Origin of the sequence: Alkalidesulfovibrio alkalitolerans DSM 16529 (assembly GCF_000422245.1) — a bacterium.
Taxonomy (GTDB): domain Bacteria; phylum Desulfobacterota; class Desulfovibrionia; order Desulfovibrionales; family Desulfovibrionaceae; genus Alkalidesulfovibrio; species Alkalidesulfovibrio alkalitolerans.
In genome coordinates this window covers 285409-302043 of record NZ_ATHI01000026.1, presented here as the reverse complement: position 1 = coordinate 302043, position 16635 = coordinate 285409, and the positions used below count along the sequence as shown (strand labels likewise).

Annotated in this window: 17 protein-coding genes; 16 read left to right on the top strand and 1 reads right to left on the bottom strand. The window is 66.2% G+C overall.

Annotated features, from left to right (window positions below):
* The first annotated feature begins 267 nt into the window (after window positions 1–267).
* The gene (locus tag DSAT_RS08880) at window positions 268–1914 is read left to right on the top strand and encodes a glycosyltransferase (RefSeq protein ID WP_020887164.1); all 1647 of its coding nucleotides are present in this window, start codon (window positions 268–270) and stop codon (window positions 1912–1914) included.
* 149 nt (window positions 1915–2063) lie between these two features.
* On the opposite strand, the gene rpmB is transcribed toward DSAT_RS08880, so the two are convergent.
* Entirely contained in the window at window positions 2064–2276 is a 213-nt protein-coding gene (rpmB, locus tag DSAT_RS08875; RefSeq protein WP_020887163.1) for a 50S ribosomal protein L28, read from the bottom strand.
* 188 nt (window positions 2277–2464) lie between these two features.
* On the opposite strand from rpmB, the gene DSAT_RS08870 reads away from it, so the two are divergent.
* From DSAT_RS08870 to leuS, 15 genes are all read left to right on the top strand, one after another.
* Window positions 2465–2986 carry a YceD family protein gene (locus tag DSAT_RS08870; RefSeq protein WP_020887162.1) on the top strand — a complete coding sequence of 174 codons (522 nt, stop codon included), beginning with the start codon at window positions 2465–2467 and terminating at the stop codon, window positions 2984–2986.
* A gap of 59 nt (window positions 2987–3045) precedes the next feature.
* Window positions 3046–3228 (top strand): 50S ribosomal protein L32, encoded by a 183-nt coding sequence (gene rpmF / locus DSAT_RS08865; RefSeq protein ID WP_020887161.1) that lies wholly within the window; start codon window positions 3046–3048, stop codon window positions 3226–3228.
* Complete coding sequence (gene plsX / locus DSAT_RS08860; protein ID WP_052167359.1) at window positions 3218–4306, top strand: phosphate acyltransferase PlsX; 1089 nt, start codon at window positions 3218–3220, stop codon at window positions 4304–4306. The genes rpmF and plsX overlap by 11 nt, the downstream gene beginning before the upstream one ends.
* Window positions 4307–4320: 14 nt before the next feature.
* Window positions 4321–5319 carry a beta-ketoacyl-ACP synthase III gene (locus tag DSAT_RS08855; protein WP_020887159.1) on the top strand — a complete coding sequence of 333 codons (999 nt, stop codon included), beginning with the start codon at window positions 4321–4323 and terminating at the stop codon, window positions 5317–5319.
* 179 nt (window positions 5320–5498) lie between these two features.
* Window positions 5499–6236 (top strand): 3-oxoacyl-[acyl-carrier-protein] reductase, encoded by a 738-nt coding sequence (gene fabG, locus DSAT_RS08850; RefSeq protein ID WP_020887158.1) that lies wholly within the window; start codon window positions 5499–5501, stop codon window positions 6234–6236.
* Window positions 6237–6293: 57 nt separating this feature from the next.
* Window positions 6294–6524, top strand: coding sequence for an acyl carrier protein (acpP, locus tag DSAT_RS08845; protein ID WP_020887157.1), 231 nt, complete (start codon window positions 6294–6296; stop codon window positions 6522–6524).
* A gap of 108 nt (window positions 6525–6632) precedes the next feature.
* Window positions 6633–7877: a beta-ketoacyl-ACP synthase II gene (fabF, locus tag DSAT_RS08840; protein WP_020887156.1), complete on the top strand. Its 1245-nt coding sequence runs from the start codon at window positions 6633–6635 to the stop codon at window positions 7875–7877.
* A 124-nt stretch (window positions 7878–8001) separates the two neighbouring features.
* On the top strand, window positions 8002–9240 hold the full coding sequence (gene glyA, locus DSAT_RS08835) for a serine hydroxymethyltransferase (protein ID WP_020887155.1): 1239 nt from the start codon (window positions 8002–8004) through the stop codon (window positions 9238–9240).
* Between the two features lie 151 nt (window positions 9241–9391).
* On the top strand, window positions 9392–9853 hold the full coding sequence (locus DSAT_RS08830; protein WP_020887154.1) for a deoxycytidylate deaminase: 462 nt from the start codon (window positions 9392–9394) through the stop codon (window positions 9851–9853).
* Window positions 9837–10958, top strand: a complete 1122-nt coding sequence (gene ribD / locus DSAT_RS08825) for a bifunctional diaminohydroxyphosphoribosylaminopyrimidine deaminase/5-amino-6-(5-phosphoribosylamino)uracil reductase RibD (RefSeq protein ID WP_020887153.1) — start codon at window positions 9837–9839, stop codon at window positions 10956–10958. The genes DSAT_RS08830 and ribD overlap by 17 nt, the downstream gene beginning before the upstream one ends.
* A gap of 4 nt (window positions 10959–10962) precedes the next feature.
* Complete coding sequence (locus DSAT_RS08820) at window positions 10963–11634, top strand: riboflavin synthase (protein ID WP_020887152.1); 672 nt, start codon at window positions 10963–10965, stop codon at window positions 11632–11634.
* A 267-nt stretch (window positions 11635–11901) separates the two neighbouring features.
* The gene (locus DSAT_RS08815) at window positions 11902–13131 is read left to right on the top strand and encodes a bifunctional 3,4-dihydroxy-2-butanone-4-phosphate synthase/GTP cyclohydrolase II (protein ID WP_020887151.1); all 1230 of its coding nucleotides are present in this window, start codon (window positions 11902–11904) and stop codon (window positions 13129–13131) included.
* Window positions 13132–13135: 4 nt separating this feature from the next.
* Window positions 13136–13606 (top strand): 6,7-dimethyl-8-ribityllumazine synthase, encoded by a 471-nt coding sequence (gene ribH, locus DSAT_RS08810; RefSeq protein WP_020887150.1) that lies wholly within the window; start codon window positions 13136–13138, stop codon window positions 13604–13606.
* Entirely contained in the window at window positions 13607–14092 is a 486-nt protein-coding gene (gene nusB, locus DSAT_RS08805) for a transcription antitermination factor NusB (protein ID WP_020887149.1), read from the top strand.
* A gap of 30 nt (window positions 14093–14122) precedes the next feature.
* Window positions 14123–16618 carry a leucine--tRNA ligase gene (gene leuS, locus DSAT_RS08800; RefSeq protein WP_020887148.1) on the top strand — a complete coding sequence of 832 codons (2496 nt, stop codon included), beginning with the start codon at window positions 14123–14125 and terminating at the stop codon, window positions 16616–16618.
* The last annotated feature ends 17 nt before the right edge of the window (window positions 16619–16635 follow it).

Genomic DNA, 16635 nt, shown 5'->3' with positions numbered 1-16635 from the left:
CCTTTCCAGGGGCGCGGCGTGTTCGGTTCGCGTCCAAAACGCGACGGGCGTCGTTCCCGTCCGAGAAAGCCAGTGGGTTGCATAACGTCATGCGGCCCGGATTATTCATCCGGGCCGCATGGCGTTTTTCAGGCTGCCTTGGGCGGCAATTCCATCCTCTCGGCGCGGCATCGTTCCTGCATTCGCTCCCCTTGCGGCCTGGCCTGGAGTTTTTTTCCGCTCGCCGTGATGCGTCATGAACACCAGAGGCTTCCCTGCGGAGGAGTCATGTTCAGGTTCGTTCAACCCGGACTGCCGACCGAGCTTTCGGCCATCTCCACCGACGACGTGTTGCGCCACCTGCGCAACCATCTCGGCAACTTCCTGCTCGACAGCCCAATCTGCGCCGTCTACCTGAACCGGCTGACCGAAATCTCCGGTCACGAAAGCAATGAAACCACTGTCCGCTGGCTTCGCTATCTGTTGCGTAAATACTCCCTGCTCAACCCTTTCGACGAGCAGACCGCGCAACTCATGATCCAGATGGGTTTCGACCTGCACGCCAGGCAGCGCGCGCTGGCCAAATGCCAGCCGCCGCAGGCCGTCGCCGAATGGCTGGCCCGCCCGCGCGAGAAGCAGCAGCCCTCGGCTCGCCGCGCCAGGCTTATCGACGCCCTGCGCGCCACGCCCTTCGTGCCCGCCATCGCGGAACGGCTGCTGGAGAGCGACGTCGAGACGGGTGTTCCCGCAGGCGGCGAATGGTTCTCCCTGCTGCGCATGCCCGCGCTCCTGCGCGCCCCGCTGGAACGCATGCGCGTGCGCGCGCTCCTGTTGCAGGGCGATCATGCGGCCGCGCGCGAAGCCATGGAGCAGGCCCCGGACGAGCCGGACAACGAGTACTGGCTGAACACCAAAGCCGAGATCGCGGCCCGCACGGGCGATACGGACCGCGCAGCCGAACTCTACCGCACCTCGCTCGATCTCGACCCCTTGCAGGACCCGGTGCGCCGCCGCCTGGCCGAAATCGAGAACCCCTTCAGGCCCGATCCGGCCACACTCGACGCCAAAACCGAAATCTTCCTCTACTCCTGGAACAAGTGCGACCTGTTGCGCGGCACCCTCGCCAGCCTGGCCGCCTCGCGGATCGGCGGCGCGGGCGTGGCCGTGCTCCTGAACGGCTGCAGCGACGGCTCGCGGAACATGGTCGATCAGATCAACCGCGAGATGTTCGGCGGACGCATCGAAATCGTGGAATTGCCGATCAACATCGGCGCGCCAGCGGCCCGCAACTGGCTGCTGGCCACCGAGCGCGGCAGGACAGCCGACCATGTGGCCTTTCTCGACGACGACGTGGAGGTGCCGGAAAACTGGCTCGAAAGCCTGCTGACGGCGCTGCGCGACACGCCCGGCGCGGGCGTGGTCGGGGCCAAGGTTCTCATGCCGGGGCTGCCCCGGCGCGCGCAGTACCTCTACCGCAACGTGGCCCATGCCTCGCAGGGATTGCTCCGTCTGAGCCTGGACTCCCCGCACGACAACAGGGACGACGGGCTGTACGACTTCGTCCGGCCCACGGCCTCGGTCATGGGCTGCTGCCACGCCTTCACCAGAGCCGCGCTCGACGCGGTTCCCGAGTTCGACATCCGCTTCACGCCCTCACAGATGGACGACATCGCCCACGACCTCGACCTGCGGCTGAAGGGATTTGAGGTCGTCTACTGCGGCCTCGTGGCTTGCGTGCATCATCAGATGTCGGGCTACGGTCGGGGTGCGAAATCGTCTCTGGGCAGCCAACTCGGCGTGCAGGGCAACGACGTCAAGTTCTACTACCGCTTCATGGAACGGCTGGGAGAGTTGGCGCGGCTGAACAATGCCGAGGAAATTTCCGCGCTGCCACCGCCCCTGCCCGGCCTGGAACGGCTGCCCTGTCCGGCCTGAACCAGAAGCAGCCCGACGCGTCCCAACACGCGAAAACGCAAAGCCCCTCGCTCTTATGCCGCATGTTGCGGAAAAGGGCGAGGGGCTTTCGGCGTGCGCCGCGCGCGTGCGGCGCGTTCCCGCGGCGGAGCGTGCTCCGCCTGGGCCAGCTACTGGGCGGCGCTGCGGGGGGAAGGCTTGGTGACGAAGCCGGAACGGATGCAGGAAGTGCAGACGTTCTTGGAGCACACCTCACCGCTGGCGAGCACCACACGCACCTTCTGCAGGTTGGCGTTGAAGACGCGCTTGGTCTTGATGTTGGAGTGCGAAACGTTCTGGCCCGTCTGGCGGGTCTTTCCGCAGATGAAACATTCCTTGCCCATGGCCTGGTCCTCCTTGTATGACCGCGCCGCGGGCCTGTGCGGCGGGCGGCGGATGGTGGTCGAACTGGTTGCTCACGCCACGGCGGGCGCGAAGACCAAGGCTTTTAGCCTCTCACGCAGAAAATGGCAAGCCATTTTTCTTGACAATGACGACGCGAGCCACTAGTTTGCCCTCTCCGCGAGGACGTATGCCCGAACTCTGGATAGAACTCCCCACCAACCCGGACGAAGTCCGTGAGATAGAGGTGGACGACCAAGCCCTGTGGGCCGCATTCTTTGCGGAACACAAGCTGGCCGTCGCGCCCGGGGAGCCCCTTGTGGGCAGGCTGAAGGCTCGCGTGCAGGGCGACGGAGCGCTGGTCGAGGGCAGTCTCGTCGGCTCGGTGGTCCTTCCCTGCGACCGTTGCGCCGCGGACGTTTCGCACACGCTCGACGTGACCTTCGAGGCATTCGAGGAAGTCGACGCGGCGGAGCTTGGTCCGGGCGAGAATCTGGTGCGCAAGGAGAAGGGCGTCCTCCTTCTGGACGCGGCCGGGCTTTTGTGGCAGCAGTTCCTGCTCGACCTGCCCGTGAAGACCTTGTGCGACAAGGCTTGCAAGGGCCTGTGCCCCGGATGCGGGGTGAACCTCAACGAGGGCGCCTGCGAGTGCGGCCCGGACGAGGGCGACCCCCGTCTGGCGGTGCTGCGGAACCTCAAATTGCGCCAATAGGCAAAAGCGGCCCGGGCGAAGACCTGTGGCCGGATTGCATATAGTAAGGAGAAACAGCCATGGCAGTTCCCAAGAAACGCACTTCCAAGTCCCGCAAGGGCATGCGCCGTTCCCACGACCAGGTGGCCAAGCCCGGCGTGGTTTACTGCTCCTGCGGCGAGCCCACCCTGCCGCACCGCATCTGCTCGTCCTGCGGCACCTACAAGGGCCGCCAGATGCTGACCAAGGCCAATGACGAATAGCGCTTCAGAGGCGCTCCCCCTGTCCGTGCAGTCGGCGCCCCGCATCGCGGTGGACGCCATGGGGGGAGACTTCGGCCCTTCGGCCATCGTGCCGGGGGCCGTTTCGGCGGCCAGGGAGCGGCCCATCCGGCTGGTCCTGGTCGGCGACACGCCGCGCATCGAGGCCGAGCTGAAAAAGCTCGATGTCTCCGGTCTTTCCGTGGAAGTGGTGCATTCCACCCAGGTCGCGGAGATGACCGACAAGCCCGCCGATGTGGTGCGCCGCAAAAAGGACGCCTCCATCGTGGTCGCCGCCCGGCTCGTCAAGGACGGCCGGGCCGACGGCGTCGTCAGCGCGGGCCACACCGGGGCCACCATGGCCTGCGGCATGTTCATCCTCGGGCGGCAGCCCGGCGTGGACCGTCCGGCCCTGGCCTCGATCATGCCCACGGAGAAGCGCCCCATGGTGCTCACCGATGTGGGCGCCAACCTCGAAGCCAAGTCCTTTCATCTTTTTCAGTTCGCGGTCATGGCCGACGCCATGTGCCGCGCCGTGCTCGGCTACGAGAAACCCCGGCTGGGCCTGCTCTCCATCGGCGAGGAGGAGGGCAAGGGCAACAGCCAGGTCAAGGAGGCGTTCCAGATGCTGCGCGCCTCCTCCCTCAACTTCCTGGGCAACGTCGAGGGCCGCGACATCTTCCGGGGCGAGACCGACATCGTGGTCTGCGACGGCTTTGTCGGCAACGTCTGTCTCAAGCTTTCCGAAGGCCTGGCCTCGTCCCTTGGGCGCATGCTCAAGCGCGAGCTGACCACTGGCCTGCTCTCCAAGCTCGGCACCGTCCTCTCCATGGGCGCGCTCAAGCGCTTCAAGCGGCTGGTGGACGTCTCCGAATACGGCGGCGGGCTGCTGCTCGGCCTCTCGGCCATCACCATCGTCTGCCACGGCTCGTCCAATCCCCGGTCGATCCACACCGCCATGCGCATGGCCGCCGACTACGTGTCCAACAAGGCCAACGAGACCATCGCCCAGACCCTCGCCCAAAACAGCGATCTGACCCGTTTCAGCCGCGCCAAGGCGGCCAACGGGAACGGCGCTTGAGGAATGCCACGATCATGAACACCCTCTCCCATGCCCGCATCAGGGGCACAGGATTCTACGTTCCCGAACGCATCCTGACCAACGCCGACCTCGAAAAGATCGTCGAGACATCCGACGAATGGATCACCACGCGCACCGGCATCAAGGAACGCCACATCGTGGCCAAGGGCCAGGCCGCATCGGATCTGGCGCTCGAGGCGGCCAAGGCCGCCCTGGCCGACGCCGGACTCGCCCCCGAGGACTTGACGCACCTCATCGTCAGCACGGTCACGCCCGACAGCTTCACCCCGGCCTGCTCCTGCATCCTGCAGCACAAGCTTGGCATCTCGGGCCGCGTGGCCATGGACATGAACGCGGCCTGCTCCGGATTTCTCTACGGACTCGAACAGGTCCGCGCGATCATCGCGCTCAAGCCCGAGTCCGTCGTCCTGCTCGTTGGCGCGGAAGTGCTCACCAGCCGCACCAACTGGGAGGACCGGGCCACCTGCGTCCTCTTCGGCGACGGCGCGGGCGCGGTGGTGGTCACGGGCAGCGCCGATGCCGCCGATTCCGGCCGCATCCTCGACACCCTGCTCTACTCCGACGGCGCGGGCGCGGACCTTTTGATGATCACCGGCGGGGCGTCGAGCGAGCCCTACGCCATGGGCCACGTGGTCGGGCCGAGCCATTTCATCCGCATGCAAGGTCAGGATGTCTTCAAGCTGGCCGTGCGCTCCATGGAGTCGGTCAGCCGGGAGATCCTCGAACGCAACGGCCTGTCCATCGACGATGTGGCCCTGCTCATCCCGCACCAGGCCAACAACCGTATCATCGAGGCCGTAGGCAAGAAGCTCGGGCTTTCAGGGGAGCGCGTCTACGTCAATGTGGACCGCTACGGCAACACCTCGGCCGCCTCCGTGCCCATCGCCCTGGCCGAGGCGCGGGCCTCGGGCCGCCTGCCCGCGGGTTCGCTCGCGCTGCTCACGGCCTTTGGCGGAGGCTTCACCTGGGGCGCGGCCCTGGTGCGCTTTTGATCTGTTGCGGTCGGGGGGGCTTTGGGCTACAACGTGCCGACCTTGCGCGGCAGGGCACGGAACACGCAGCCGACGAGCTTTCCGCCAGCGCACCGAAACGAACGCCCTGAATACCGCAGGCGCGGCCGCGCCGCCCAAGCCGGGTTCGGGATGAAAACGCCGGATTGAGAAGAAATACAATGGAAACGACGCGACGCATCGCAGTGGTCACCGGAGGCTCCCGGGGCATCGGCAGGGCCTGCGCCCTTTCGCTTGCCCGCGACGGGTTTACGGTCGTGCTGACCTACGTGAGCAAGCCTGAACTCGCCGCCGAGGTGGTGCGCGAGATCGAGAACACGGGCGGCGCGGCCAGGGCCGTGAAGCTCGACGCCGCCGACCGCGAGGCCGCGGCTGACTTCTTCAAGTCCCTCAAGGACGAGCCGCTGCACGTGCTGGTCAACAACGCCGGCATCACCAAGGACGGCCTGCTCATCCGCATGAAGGACGAGGATTTCGACCGCGTGCTCGACGTGAACCTCAAAGGCGCCTTCACCACCCTGCGCGAGGCCGCCAAGCTCATGAGCAAGCGCCGTGGAGGCCGCATCATCAACATCGCAAGCATCGTGGGCCAGATGGGCAACCCCGGCCAGGCCAACTACGTGGCCGCCAAGGCCGGACTCATCGGTCTGACCAAGACCGCCGCCCGTGAACTGGGATCGCGCGCCGTTACGGTCAACGCCGTGGCGCCCGGATTCATTGAGACCGACATGACCAAGGATTTGCCCGAGGACATCAAGCAGGCCATGCGCGCCTCGGTGCCGCTCGGCCGCTTCGGCTCCGCCGAGGATGTCGCGGCCGCGGTCTCCTATCTCGCTTCCGACGCCGCCGGATACGTCACTGGCCAGGTTCTGGCCGTGAACGGCGGCATGTACATGTAACATCACCCGGCTACACGCCGAAAAACGCGCACGGCAACACCGCCAAAGGAGCACACAATGTCCATCGAAGCCAAAGTGAAATCGATCATCGTTGACCAACTCGGCGTCTCCGAAGACGAAGTCAAGCCCGAAGCCAAGTTCGTGGACGACCTGGGAGCCGATTCCCTGGACCTCACCGAGCTGATCATGGCCATGGAAGAGGAGTTCGACATCGAGATCGACGACGAGGAAGCCCAGAAGCTCGTCAAGGTGCAGGACGCCATCGACTACATTTCCTCCAAGCAGTAAACCGCATCCGCGTCCCCTTACGGCATCAAGGGCGTCTTATGGCGGCACACGCCCCGTAGGACGCCCCTGCGTTTTTGCCCGGACGCGGCGACAGTGAGGCTCATCACGATGCAGCGAGTAGTCGTCACCGGCCTTGGGGTGGTTTCGCCCCTAGGCAACGACGTCAAGACGAGCTGGGAGAATCTCCTGGCCGGCAAGACCAGCGCGGGCCCCCTGACCCGCTACGACGTGGAGAAGAACCCCACGGACACCACCTTCGCCTGTGAAGTCAAGGACTTCGACGACTCGGAGTTCCTGGACAAGAAGAGCGCGCGAAGGCTCGAACCTTTCACGCGCTACGCCATGTACGCCTCCCACGTCGCCCTGCGCGACGCGGGCCTGACGCTCGACGGCGAGTTGGCCGAGCGCACGGGCGTGATCATCGGCGTGGGGCTCGGCGGCCTTCGGACCCTGGAGGACAACCACTCCGTTCTCCTGGAGAAGGGGCCAAGCCGCATCAACCCCTTCATGATCCCCGTGCTCATCGCCAACATGGCCGCCGGCCAGGTCTCCATCGCCACCGGCGCGCGCGGCCCCAACATCTGCACGACCTCGGCCTGCGCCTCGGGTCTGCACGGCATCGGCACGGCCTACAGCGAGATCCTGCTCGGCCGCGCCGAAGTCATGATCGCGGGCGGCTCGGAATCGACCATCACGCCCATGGCCGTGGGCGGCTTCAACGCCATGAAGGCGCTCTCCACGCGCAACGACGACCCGGCCACGGCCTCGCGGCCTTTCGACCGCGACCGCGACGGCTTCGTCATGGGCGAGGGCGCGGGCGTGCTCATCCTCGAAACGCTGGAGCGCGCAAAAGCGCGCGGCGCGCGCATCTACGCCGAAATCATCGGCTACGGCGCCTCGGGCGACGCCTACCACATGGCCGCCCCGCCCGAGGACGGCTCGGGCATGGCCCTGGCCATGAGGGCCGCCCTGCGCGACGCCCGCGTGAACCCCGAGATCGTCGATCACGTCAACGCTCACGCCACGTCCACCCCGGTGGGCGATATGTGCGAGATCAGGGCGCTGCGCACGGTCTTCGGCGAGCACGCCAGGAAGCTCACCATCACGGCCAACAAGTCGCAGATCGGCCACTGCCTGGGCGCCGCCGGAGCCATCGAGAGCGTCTTCTCGATCATGAGCATCGCCGACGGCAAGGTTCCGGGCACGGCCAACGTGAGCAACCTCGATCCCGAATGCGACCTCGACTGCCTGATAACCGGCAGCCGGGATCAGGACGTACGCTCGGTGCTGTGCAACTCGTTCGGCTTCGGCGGAACGAACTGCAGCATCATCTACGCCAAGTACGCGGACTGACGGCCAAAGCACGAAGACGGCGCGCATTCGCCGCTTTGCGAAATATCGCCCCGCCGCACGGCCGACCCGGCGGCGGGGATACACAAATCCGACCGTTCGCGGTCGCGTGAGGAGAGGTGGTGACATGGAAGAGCTTATCATGCGCGACCCCGAGTTGGCCAAGGCCATCGAACTCGAATGCGGCAGGCAGATGGGCAAGCTTGAGCTCATCGCCTCCGAGAACTTCGTCTCCACGGCCGTGCGCCAAGCCCAGGGCTCGGTGCTGACCCACAAGTACGCCGAAGGCTACCCCCACAAGCGCTACTACGGCGGCTGCGAATACGTGGACATGGCCGAGGATCTGGCCATCGAGCGCGCCAAGCGCCTCTTCGGCTGCACCTACGCCAACGTCCAGCCCCACTCCGGCTCGCAGGCCAACATGGGCGTGTACTTCGCCGCGCTCACCCCCGGCGACGTGATCCTGGGCATGGACCTCTCCCACGGCGGCCACCTGACCCATGGCTCGCCCGTGAACTTCTCGGGCAAGCTCTTCAAGGTCGTCTTCTACGGCGTGGACAAGGACACCGGCCTGATCGACATGGACCAGGTGCTGGCCCAGGCCAAGGAGCACCGGCCCAAGATGATCATCGCCGGGGCCTCGGCCTATCCCCGGATCATCGACTTCAAGCGCTTCCGCGAGATCGCGGACGAGGTGGGCGCGCAACTCACCGTGGACATGGCGCACATCGCCGGACTCGTGGCGGCCGGGCTTCATCCCTCGCCCATCGGCCACGCCCACTTCACCACCTCCACCACGCACAAGACCCTGCGCGGCCCGCGCGGCGGCCTCATCCTCTCCGAGGAGGAGAACATGAAGCCGCTGAACTCGAACATCTTCCCGGGCATCCAGGGCGGCCCGCTGATGCACGTCATCGCGGCCAAGGCCGTGGCCTTCGGCGAGGCGCTGCGCCCCGAGTTCAAGACCTACCAGACCCAGGTGGTGAACAACTGCAAGGTGCTGGCCAAGTGCCTGACCGACGCGGGCTACAACCTCGTCTCCGGCGGCACGGACAACCACCTCTTCCTCATGGATCTGCGCGACAAGGAGATCACGGGCAAGGACGCCGAGATCGCCCTGGACAAGGCGGGCATCACCGTGAACAAGAACACCGTGCCCTTCGAGACGCGCTCGCCCTTCGTGACCTCGGGCGTGCGCATGGGCACGGCCGCGCTCTCCACGCGCGGCATGAAGGAAGACCACATGGTCAAGGTCGCGGGCTTCATCGTGGACGCCCTGGCCAACACCGGCAACGAGACCAGGCTGACCGAGATCAGCCGCCACGTCGAATCCTTCGCGCGCCAGTTCCCGCTGTTCGCGTGGTAGAATAATGGCCTCCGGGCGCGGGGAGGAAGACGTCTCCTCTCCGCGCGCCGGACGCGGCGGGCCATACGCCCGCACCGGCCGCGCCGTCCGTTCCGTTTCCGGGGCGCGCGGCGCGACCATGCACGACCAAGAATGCTCATTGGAGTCAGCGATGGACAGCAGGTTGCCGTGGCCTGAATACTTCATGAAGATCGCGCACATCGTGGCCGAGCGCAGCACCTGTCTGCGCCGCAAGGTGGGCGCGGTGGCCGTCAAGGACCGCCGCATCCTGGCCACGGGCTACAACGGCGCGCCCTCGGGCCTTGCCCACTGCCTGGACATCGGCTGCCTGCGCGAAAAGCTCAAGGTGCCCTCAGGCGAACGCCACGAGCTCTGCCGCGCCCTGCACGCCGAGCAGAACGTCATCGTCCAGGCCGCGCGCCACGGCATCAACATCGAGGGCTCGACCATCTACTGCACCACCCAGCCCTGCCTGATCTGCACCAAAATGCTCATCAACGTGGGCGTGCGCGAGATATATTTCCAGCACAGCTACCCCGACGAACTGTCCCGGGAGATGATCCGCGAGTCGGGCATCGTCTTCAGCGAGATGCCGGATGGCTGCGCGGACTGACGAGCGCCTCATGGCCCGGGCCATCGAGCTTGCCCAAAGGGGCCTTCTGGCCACGGCTCCCAACCCGTGCGTGGGCGCTGTCCTCGCGCGCGAAGGCGAGATCGTGGCCGAGGGTTGGCACACGGCCCACGGCCACCCCCACGCCGAGCGCGAGGCCATTGCCGACGCGCGGCGAAAGGGCGTGGACACGGCCGCCTGCGACCTCTACGTGACGCTCGAACCCTGCAACCATCACGGCAGAACCCCGCCCTGCACCGAAGCCGTGCTCGAAGCCGGCATCAGGCGCGTGGTGGTCGGCTGCGCCGACCCGAACCCTGCGGTCGCGGGCGGCGGCGCGGACTTTCTGCGCCAGCGCGGCGTCGCGGTGGAGATGGGCGTGCTTGAGCGCGAATGCCGCGACCTGATCGCCGACTTCACGACCTGGACGCTGCAAAAACGCGCCTACTGCATCCTCAAGCTGGCCCAGACCCTGGACGGCCGCATCGCCTCGCGCAGCGCCCTGCCCGAGGCCGTGAGCGGGCCGGATTCCCAGTGCCGGGTGCACGAGCTGCGCAGGCTGTGCGGCGCGGTCGTCGTGGGCGGCGGCACGCTTCGCGCGGACAATCCGCGCCTGACCTGCCGCCTGCCCGAGGCCGAGCGCCAGCCGCTGGCCGTGGTCGTGACCCGCTCGCTGCCCTGGCCGGACGAGGAGCGCTTCTGGCTGCTCATGCACCGCCACCGCGAGCTGATATTTTGGACCTCGGAAGAAGGCGCGGACTCGGACCAGGGCAAGGCGCTTTCAGCCAGCCAGGTGCGCGTCTGGCCGCTGCCCGAGACCGGGCATGGGCTTGATCTGCGCGCGGGGCTCTCGCGCCTGCATTCGGAGACGGGCGTGCACCGCGCCCTGTGCGAGGGAGGCGGCCGCCTGGCCTTCGCCCTGGCGCGGCAGGGCGTAGCCGACGAGCTTCGCGTCTTCGTGGCCCCGAAAGTGCTTGGCGATGCGCGGGCCGTGCCGTCCTTTCAGGGCGACTGGGCACCGGCCATGAACGAGGCGCTCGGCTTTCGCTTCACCGGGGCTGAGACCTCGGGCGAGGACATGATGCTGACCTTGCGGCCAAGGGAGTAGAACGATGTTCACCGGACTCGTGCAGGGCATGGGCCGCATCGAGGCGGCCAGACGGCAGGGCGAGGAGACACGGCTGACCATCCGGCCGCAGTTCTCCCTGAACGACGTGGTGATCGGCGAATCCATCGCGGTCAATGGCGTCTGCCTGACCGTGGAGACTTTCTCGGGCGGCGCGTTCACGGCCTACGCCTCGGCCGAGACCATGCGCCGCACCAACCTGGGCGAATTGTCTTCGGGCAGCCTCGTGAACCTGGAACGAGCCCTGGCCCTTGGCGACCGGCTGGGCGGACACTTGGTGAGCGGCCATGTGGATTGCCTGGCGCGCGTGGCCGAGTCCGGCGAGGCCGGGCTCTCCCGGCGCTACGTGCTGCGCTTTCCCGAGGAACTGGGCATCTACGTGGTCGAGAAGGGTTCGGTGGCCCTGGACGGCATCAGCCTGACCGTGAACGAATGCGGGGCCGACCACCTCTCGGTGAACATCATCCCCGAGACGCAAAAGGCCACGACCATCGCCTCCTGGAGCAACGGCCGGGCCGTGAACATGGAGGTGGACATCATCGGCAAGTACGTGGCCCGCATGGTCGGGCCGTTCGCGGCCCGCGCGGCCAGGGAGGGAACGGGCCCAAAGCCCGGCGGCGGCCTGACCGAGGCGTTCCTGCGCGACCACGGTTTCTAGCAGACCGCTGAAACTCAATTCCACAGGACGTTCCACAGGCCGTTCAAAAAGCGCCAGATGCAAGGCGCAAGAAAAGTTCAAGGCCGACGCGTATTGCCAATACGCAAGGATTTGAACTTTTCGCGGCAACGCAGCAGATGGTGTTTTTTCAACGGCCTATGGCCGGGGAGGGCCCTGGCCCACATCTTTCAATACGGGCGATTTCCATGTAACATGATCGCCCGCCGCACAGATCGCCCGAGCGGTCGCGGCACAGGAGCAGTCTTTATGAAACGCGACTATCCCCTCTGCACGCCGGAGGAAGCCATCGAGGAAATCCGCCAGGGCCGCATGCTGATCCTGGTGGACGACGAGGATCGTGAAAACGAAGGCGACCTGACCGTGGCCGCCGAGAAGGTCACGCCCGAGATCATCAATTTCATGGCCACCCACGGCCGCGGCCTGGTCTGCCTGGCCATGGCCCCGGAATGGATCGACCGGCTGCAACTGCCGCTCATGGCCCAGAAGAACGAGTCGGGCTTCGGCACCAACTTCACCGTTTCCATCGAGGCGCGCCACGGCGTGACCACCGGCATCTCGGCCTTCGACCGGGCCACGACCATCCTCACGGCCGTGAGCGACGAGGTCAAGCCCGACGACATCGTCACTCCGGGCCACGTCTTCCCCCTGCGCGCCCGCGAGGGCGGCGTGTTGGTGCGCACAGGCCAGACCGAGGGCTCGGTGGACCTGGCCATGCTCGCGGGACTCAAGTCCGCGGCCGTGATCTGCGAGATCATGCGCGACGACGGCAACATGGCCCGCATGCCCGATCTCATCGAGTTCGCCAAGAAGCACGACATGAAGATCGCGACCATCGCCGATCTCATCGCCTACCGCCTCAAATTCGGCCAATACACGGTCAAGAAGACCGGCGAGGCCATCCTGCCCACCTGCCACGGCGAATTCACCATCAAGGCCTTCGAGTCCTCCTCGGACAACCGCACCCACATCGCCCTCATCAAGGGCGATATCAAGCATGACGAACCCGTGCTCGTGCGCGTGCACTCCGAGTGCCTGACCGGCGACGTCTTCGGCAGCCAGCGCTGCGACTGCGGCCCGCAGCTCTCCACGGCCATGCGCATGGTCGAGAAAGAAGGCGCGGGCGTGATCCTCTACATGCGCCAAGAGGGCCGGGGCATCGGCCTGGCCAACAAGATCAAGGCCTACCACCTCCAGGACCAGGGCCTGGACACGGTGGAGGCCAACGAGCGCCTTGGGTTCGCGGCCGACCTGCGCGACTACGGCGTGGGCGCGCAGATCCTGGTGGCGCTCGGCGTCTCCAAGATGCGCCTGATCACCAACAACCCGAAGAAGATGATCGGCCTGCAGGGCTACGGCCTGGAGGTCGTGGAGCGCGTGCCCGTGGAGTGCGAGGCCTGCGCGAGCAACATCAACTACTTGCAGACCAAGAAGGACAAGCTCGGCCACCTTCTGAACCTGAAAAAGACCGCGGAGTAACGCCATGCATCACCTGAAGACCATCGAAGGAATGCTCGACGCCAAAGGCCTCAACTTCGCCATCGTCGCGGCGCGCTTCAACGACATCATGGTGGACCGCCTGGTGGGCGGCGCCGTGGACTACCTCATGCGTCACGGCGCGGAGCGCGAGCGCATCACCCTGGTGCGCGTGCCCGGCGCATTCGAGCTGCCCCTGGCCGCCAAGCGGCTGGCCGAGAAGGGCGGCGTGAACGCCGTGATCTGTCTTGGGGCCATCATCCGGGGCTCCACCCCGCACTTCGATTTCGTGGCCTCCGAGTGCTCCAAGGGCCTGGCCGCCGTGATGATGGAGCACGGGATTCCCGTGGGCTTTGGCGTTTTGACCTGCGACTCCCTGGAGCAGGCCATCGAGCGCTCCGGCTCCAAGGCGGGCAACAAGGGCGTGGAGGCCGCGGCCGCCGCCCTGGAGATGGTCCGCGTCATGGAGCAGATCTAAATGAAGAAGGGCGGCACCCGCCGTGAGGCCCGGCAACGGGCCTTCCAGACGCTTTACGGCCTCACCTTTCCCACCGGCCATTCGAGCGAGGGGCTGCAGCAGGTCTTCACGGACAGCCCGGCCTTCACGGACCCCGAGAACGCCAAGGCCAAGGCCCCCGAACTGCCCGAGAAGGACCAGTCCTTCGCCTGGGAACTGGTGCGCGGGGTCTACGGCAGCCTGGAAGAGCTCGACAAGGCCGTGGGGAGCTTCTCGCAGCACTGGAAGGTGGGCCGCATCGCGCGCATCGAACTGACCATCCTGCGCCTGGCCCTCTTCGAGATGCTGCACATGCCCGACATCCCGCTCAAGGTCTCCATCAACGAGGCCATCGAACTGGCCAAGCAGTTCGGCGACCACAACTCGCCCAATTTCGTGAACGGCATTTTGGACGCCGCCGCCCGCTCCGTGGAGAAAGGGGATTTCGGCGTGCGCAAGAACATCTGAACCCGCACGGACGGCACGGAAACCATACGCATGCGCTTCGGCAAGTACGATCCCGAGGAAATTGAGACCAGGTGGCAGAAAGAATGGGCGGAGAAGAACATCTTCGCCGCCCCGGACGCCTCCGACAAGCCCAAGTACTACGTGCTCGAAATGTTCCCCTACCCCTCGGGCAAGATCCACATGGGGCACGTGCGCGTCTACACCATCGGCGACGTGGTGGCCCGCGTGCGGCGTATGCAGGGTTTCAACGTGCTGCACCCCATGGGTTGGGACGCCTTCGGCCTGCCCGCCGAGAACGCGGCCATCAAGCACGGCATTCCGCCCGCCAAGTGGACCTACGCCAACATCGCGGACATGCGCGCGCAGCTCAAGCGCATGGGCTATTCCCTGGACTGGGAGCGCGAGGTGGCCACCTGCCGTCCCGAATATTACCGCTTCGAGCAGCTTTTCTTCCTCGAATTCCTCGAAAAGGGGCTGGTCTACCGCAAGAAGTCGCCCGTGAACTGGTGCCCGGACTGCCACACGGTGCTGGCCAACGAGCAAGTCGAGGACGGCCTTTGCTGGCGTTGTGACGCCGTGGTCGAAAACCGCGACATGGAGCAGTGGTTCCTGCGCATCACGGCCTACGCCGACGAGCTTCTGGACTGGCTCGACAAGCTCGGCGAGGGCTGGCCAGAGCGCGTGCTGGCCATGCAGCGCAACTGGATCGGCAAGAGCCTGGGCTCGGAACTCGGCTTCAAGATCGAGGGCCTGGACGAGACCGTGAAGGTCTTCACCACCCGGCCCGACACCCTTTTCGGCGCGACCTTCATGAGCCTGGCCGCCGAGCATCCGCTGATCGAAAAACTCGTGGCCGGACGACCGGAAGAGGCCGAGGTCAAGGCCTTCTGCGCCAAGGTCCGCAACATGGACCGCATCAAGCGCACGGCCGACGACCTGGAGAAGGAAGGCGTGTTCACCGGCGCCTACTGCGTCAATCCGGTCAGCGGCGCGCGCATGCCCATCTACGTGGCCAACTTCGTACTCATGGGCTACGGCACCGGCGCGGTCATGGCCGTGCCCGCGCACGACCAGCGCGATTTCGAGTTCGCCCGCAAGTACGGCCTGCCGCTGAAGGTCGTCATCACCCCGAAGGACGCGGCGCTGCGCGCCGAAGACCTGACCGAGGCCTACACCGCGCCCGGGGTTCTCGTGGACTCGGGCGAGTTCAGCGGCCTGGACAACGAAGAGGCCAAGGCGGCCATCACCGGGCATCTGGCCCGCCAGGGCCTGGGAACCACCACGGCCAACTACCGCCTGCGCGACTGGAACGTGAGCCGCCAGCGCTATTGGGGCGCGCCCATCCCGGTGGTCTACTGCGACGCCTGCGGCATGGTTCCCGTGGCCAAAAAGGATCTGCCCGTGGTCCTGCCCGAGGATCTGCAGACCCTGCCCGACGGCCGCTCGCCGCTCACGGTCACCGAGTCGTTCCTGAAAACGACCTGCCCCGCCTGCGGTGGCGAGGCCAGGCGCGAGACCGACACTTTCGACACCTTCATGGAGTCGTCGTGGTATTTCATGCGCTACTGCTCGCCGCGCACCGAGGACGCGCCCTTCGACCGCGCGGCTCTGGACTACTGGATGCCGGTGGACCAGTACATCGGCGGCATCGAGCACGCCATCTTGCACCTGCTCTACGCCCGCTTCTTCGTGAAAGCCCTGCGCGATCTGGGCTACACGAGCGCGGACGAGCCCTTCAAGGCGCTTCTGACCCAGGGCATGGTGCTCAAGGACGGGGCCAAGATGTCCAAGTCCAAGGGCAACATCGTCGATCCCGGCGAGATGGTCGCCCGTTACGGCGCGGACACCACCCGGCTGTTCATGCTCTTCGCCTCGCCGCCGGAAAAGGACCTGGACTGGCATGAGACCGGCGTCGAGGGCGCGGGCCGCTTCATCGGCCGCGTCTGGCGGCTGGCCGAGGAACTGGCCGAGGTCGTCACGCCGTGCCCGCCCTGCGCCCCGGCCCCGGCCGGACTCTCGCAGGCCGCCAAGGATCTTCGCCGCAAGGAGCACGAGACCGTGCGCAAGGTTGGGTCCGACCTGGAGCGCGGATTCCAGTTCAACACGGCCATCGCCGCGATCATGGAACTGGTCAACGACATCTATCAGGCCAAGGAGACGCTCAAGGCCACGGACGACGGCAAGGCCGTGCTCTCCTCGGCCATGGCCAGCGTGCTCACGGTGCTCTCGCCCATGACGCCGCACGTCTGCCAGGATATCTGGTCCAGGCTCGGCAACGAGGGGCTCATCTCCGAGCGGCCCTGGCCGCGCCACGACGAGTCGGCCCTGGTCCGCGACGAGATAGAGGTCGTAATCCAGGTCAACGGCAAGCTGCGCGGCCGCCTCACCGTGCCCGCTGCGGCCGACAAGGCCGAGATCGAGCGGCTGGCCTTCGCCGAAGAGAACGTCGTGCGCCACCTTGAGGACAAAAGCGTGAAAAAGGTCGTGGTCATCCCTGGTAAACTGGTCAATATCGTTGTAGCGTGACATCCGAGGTCGAATCG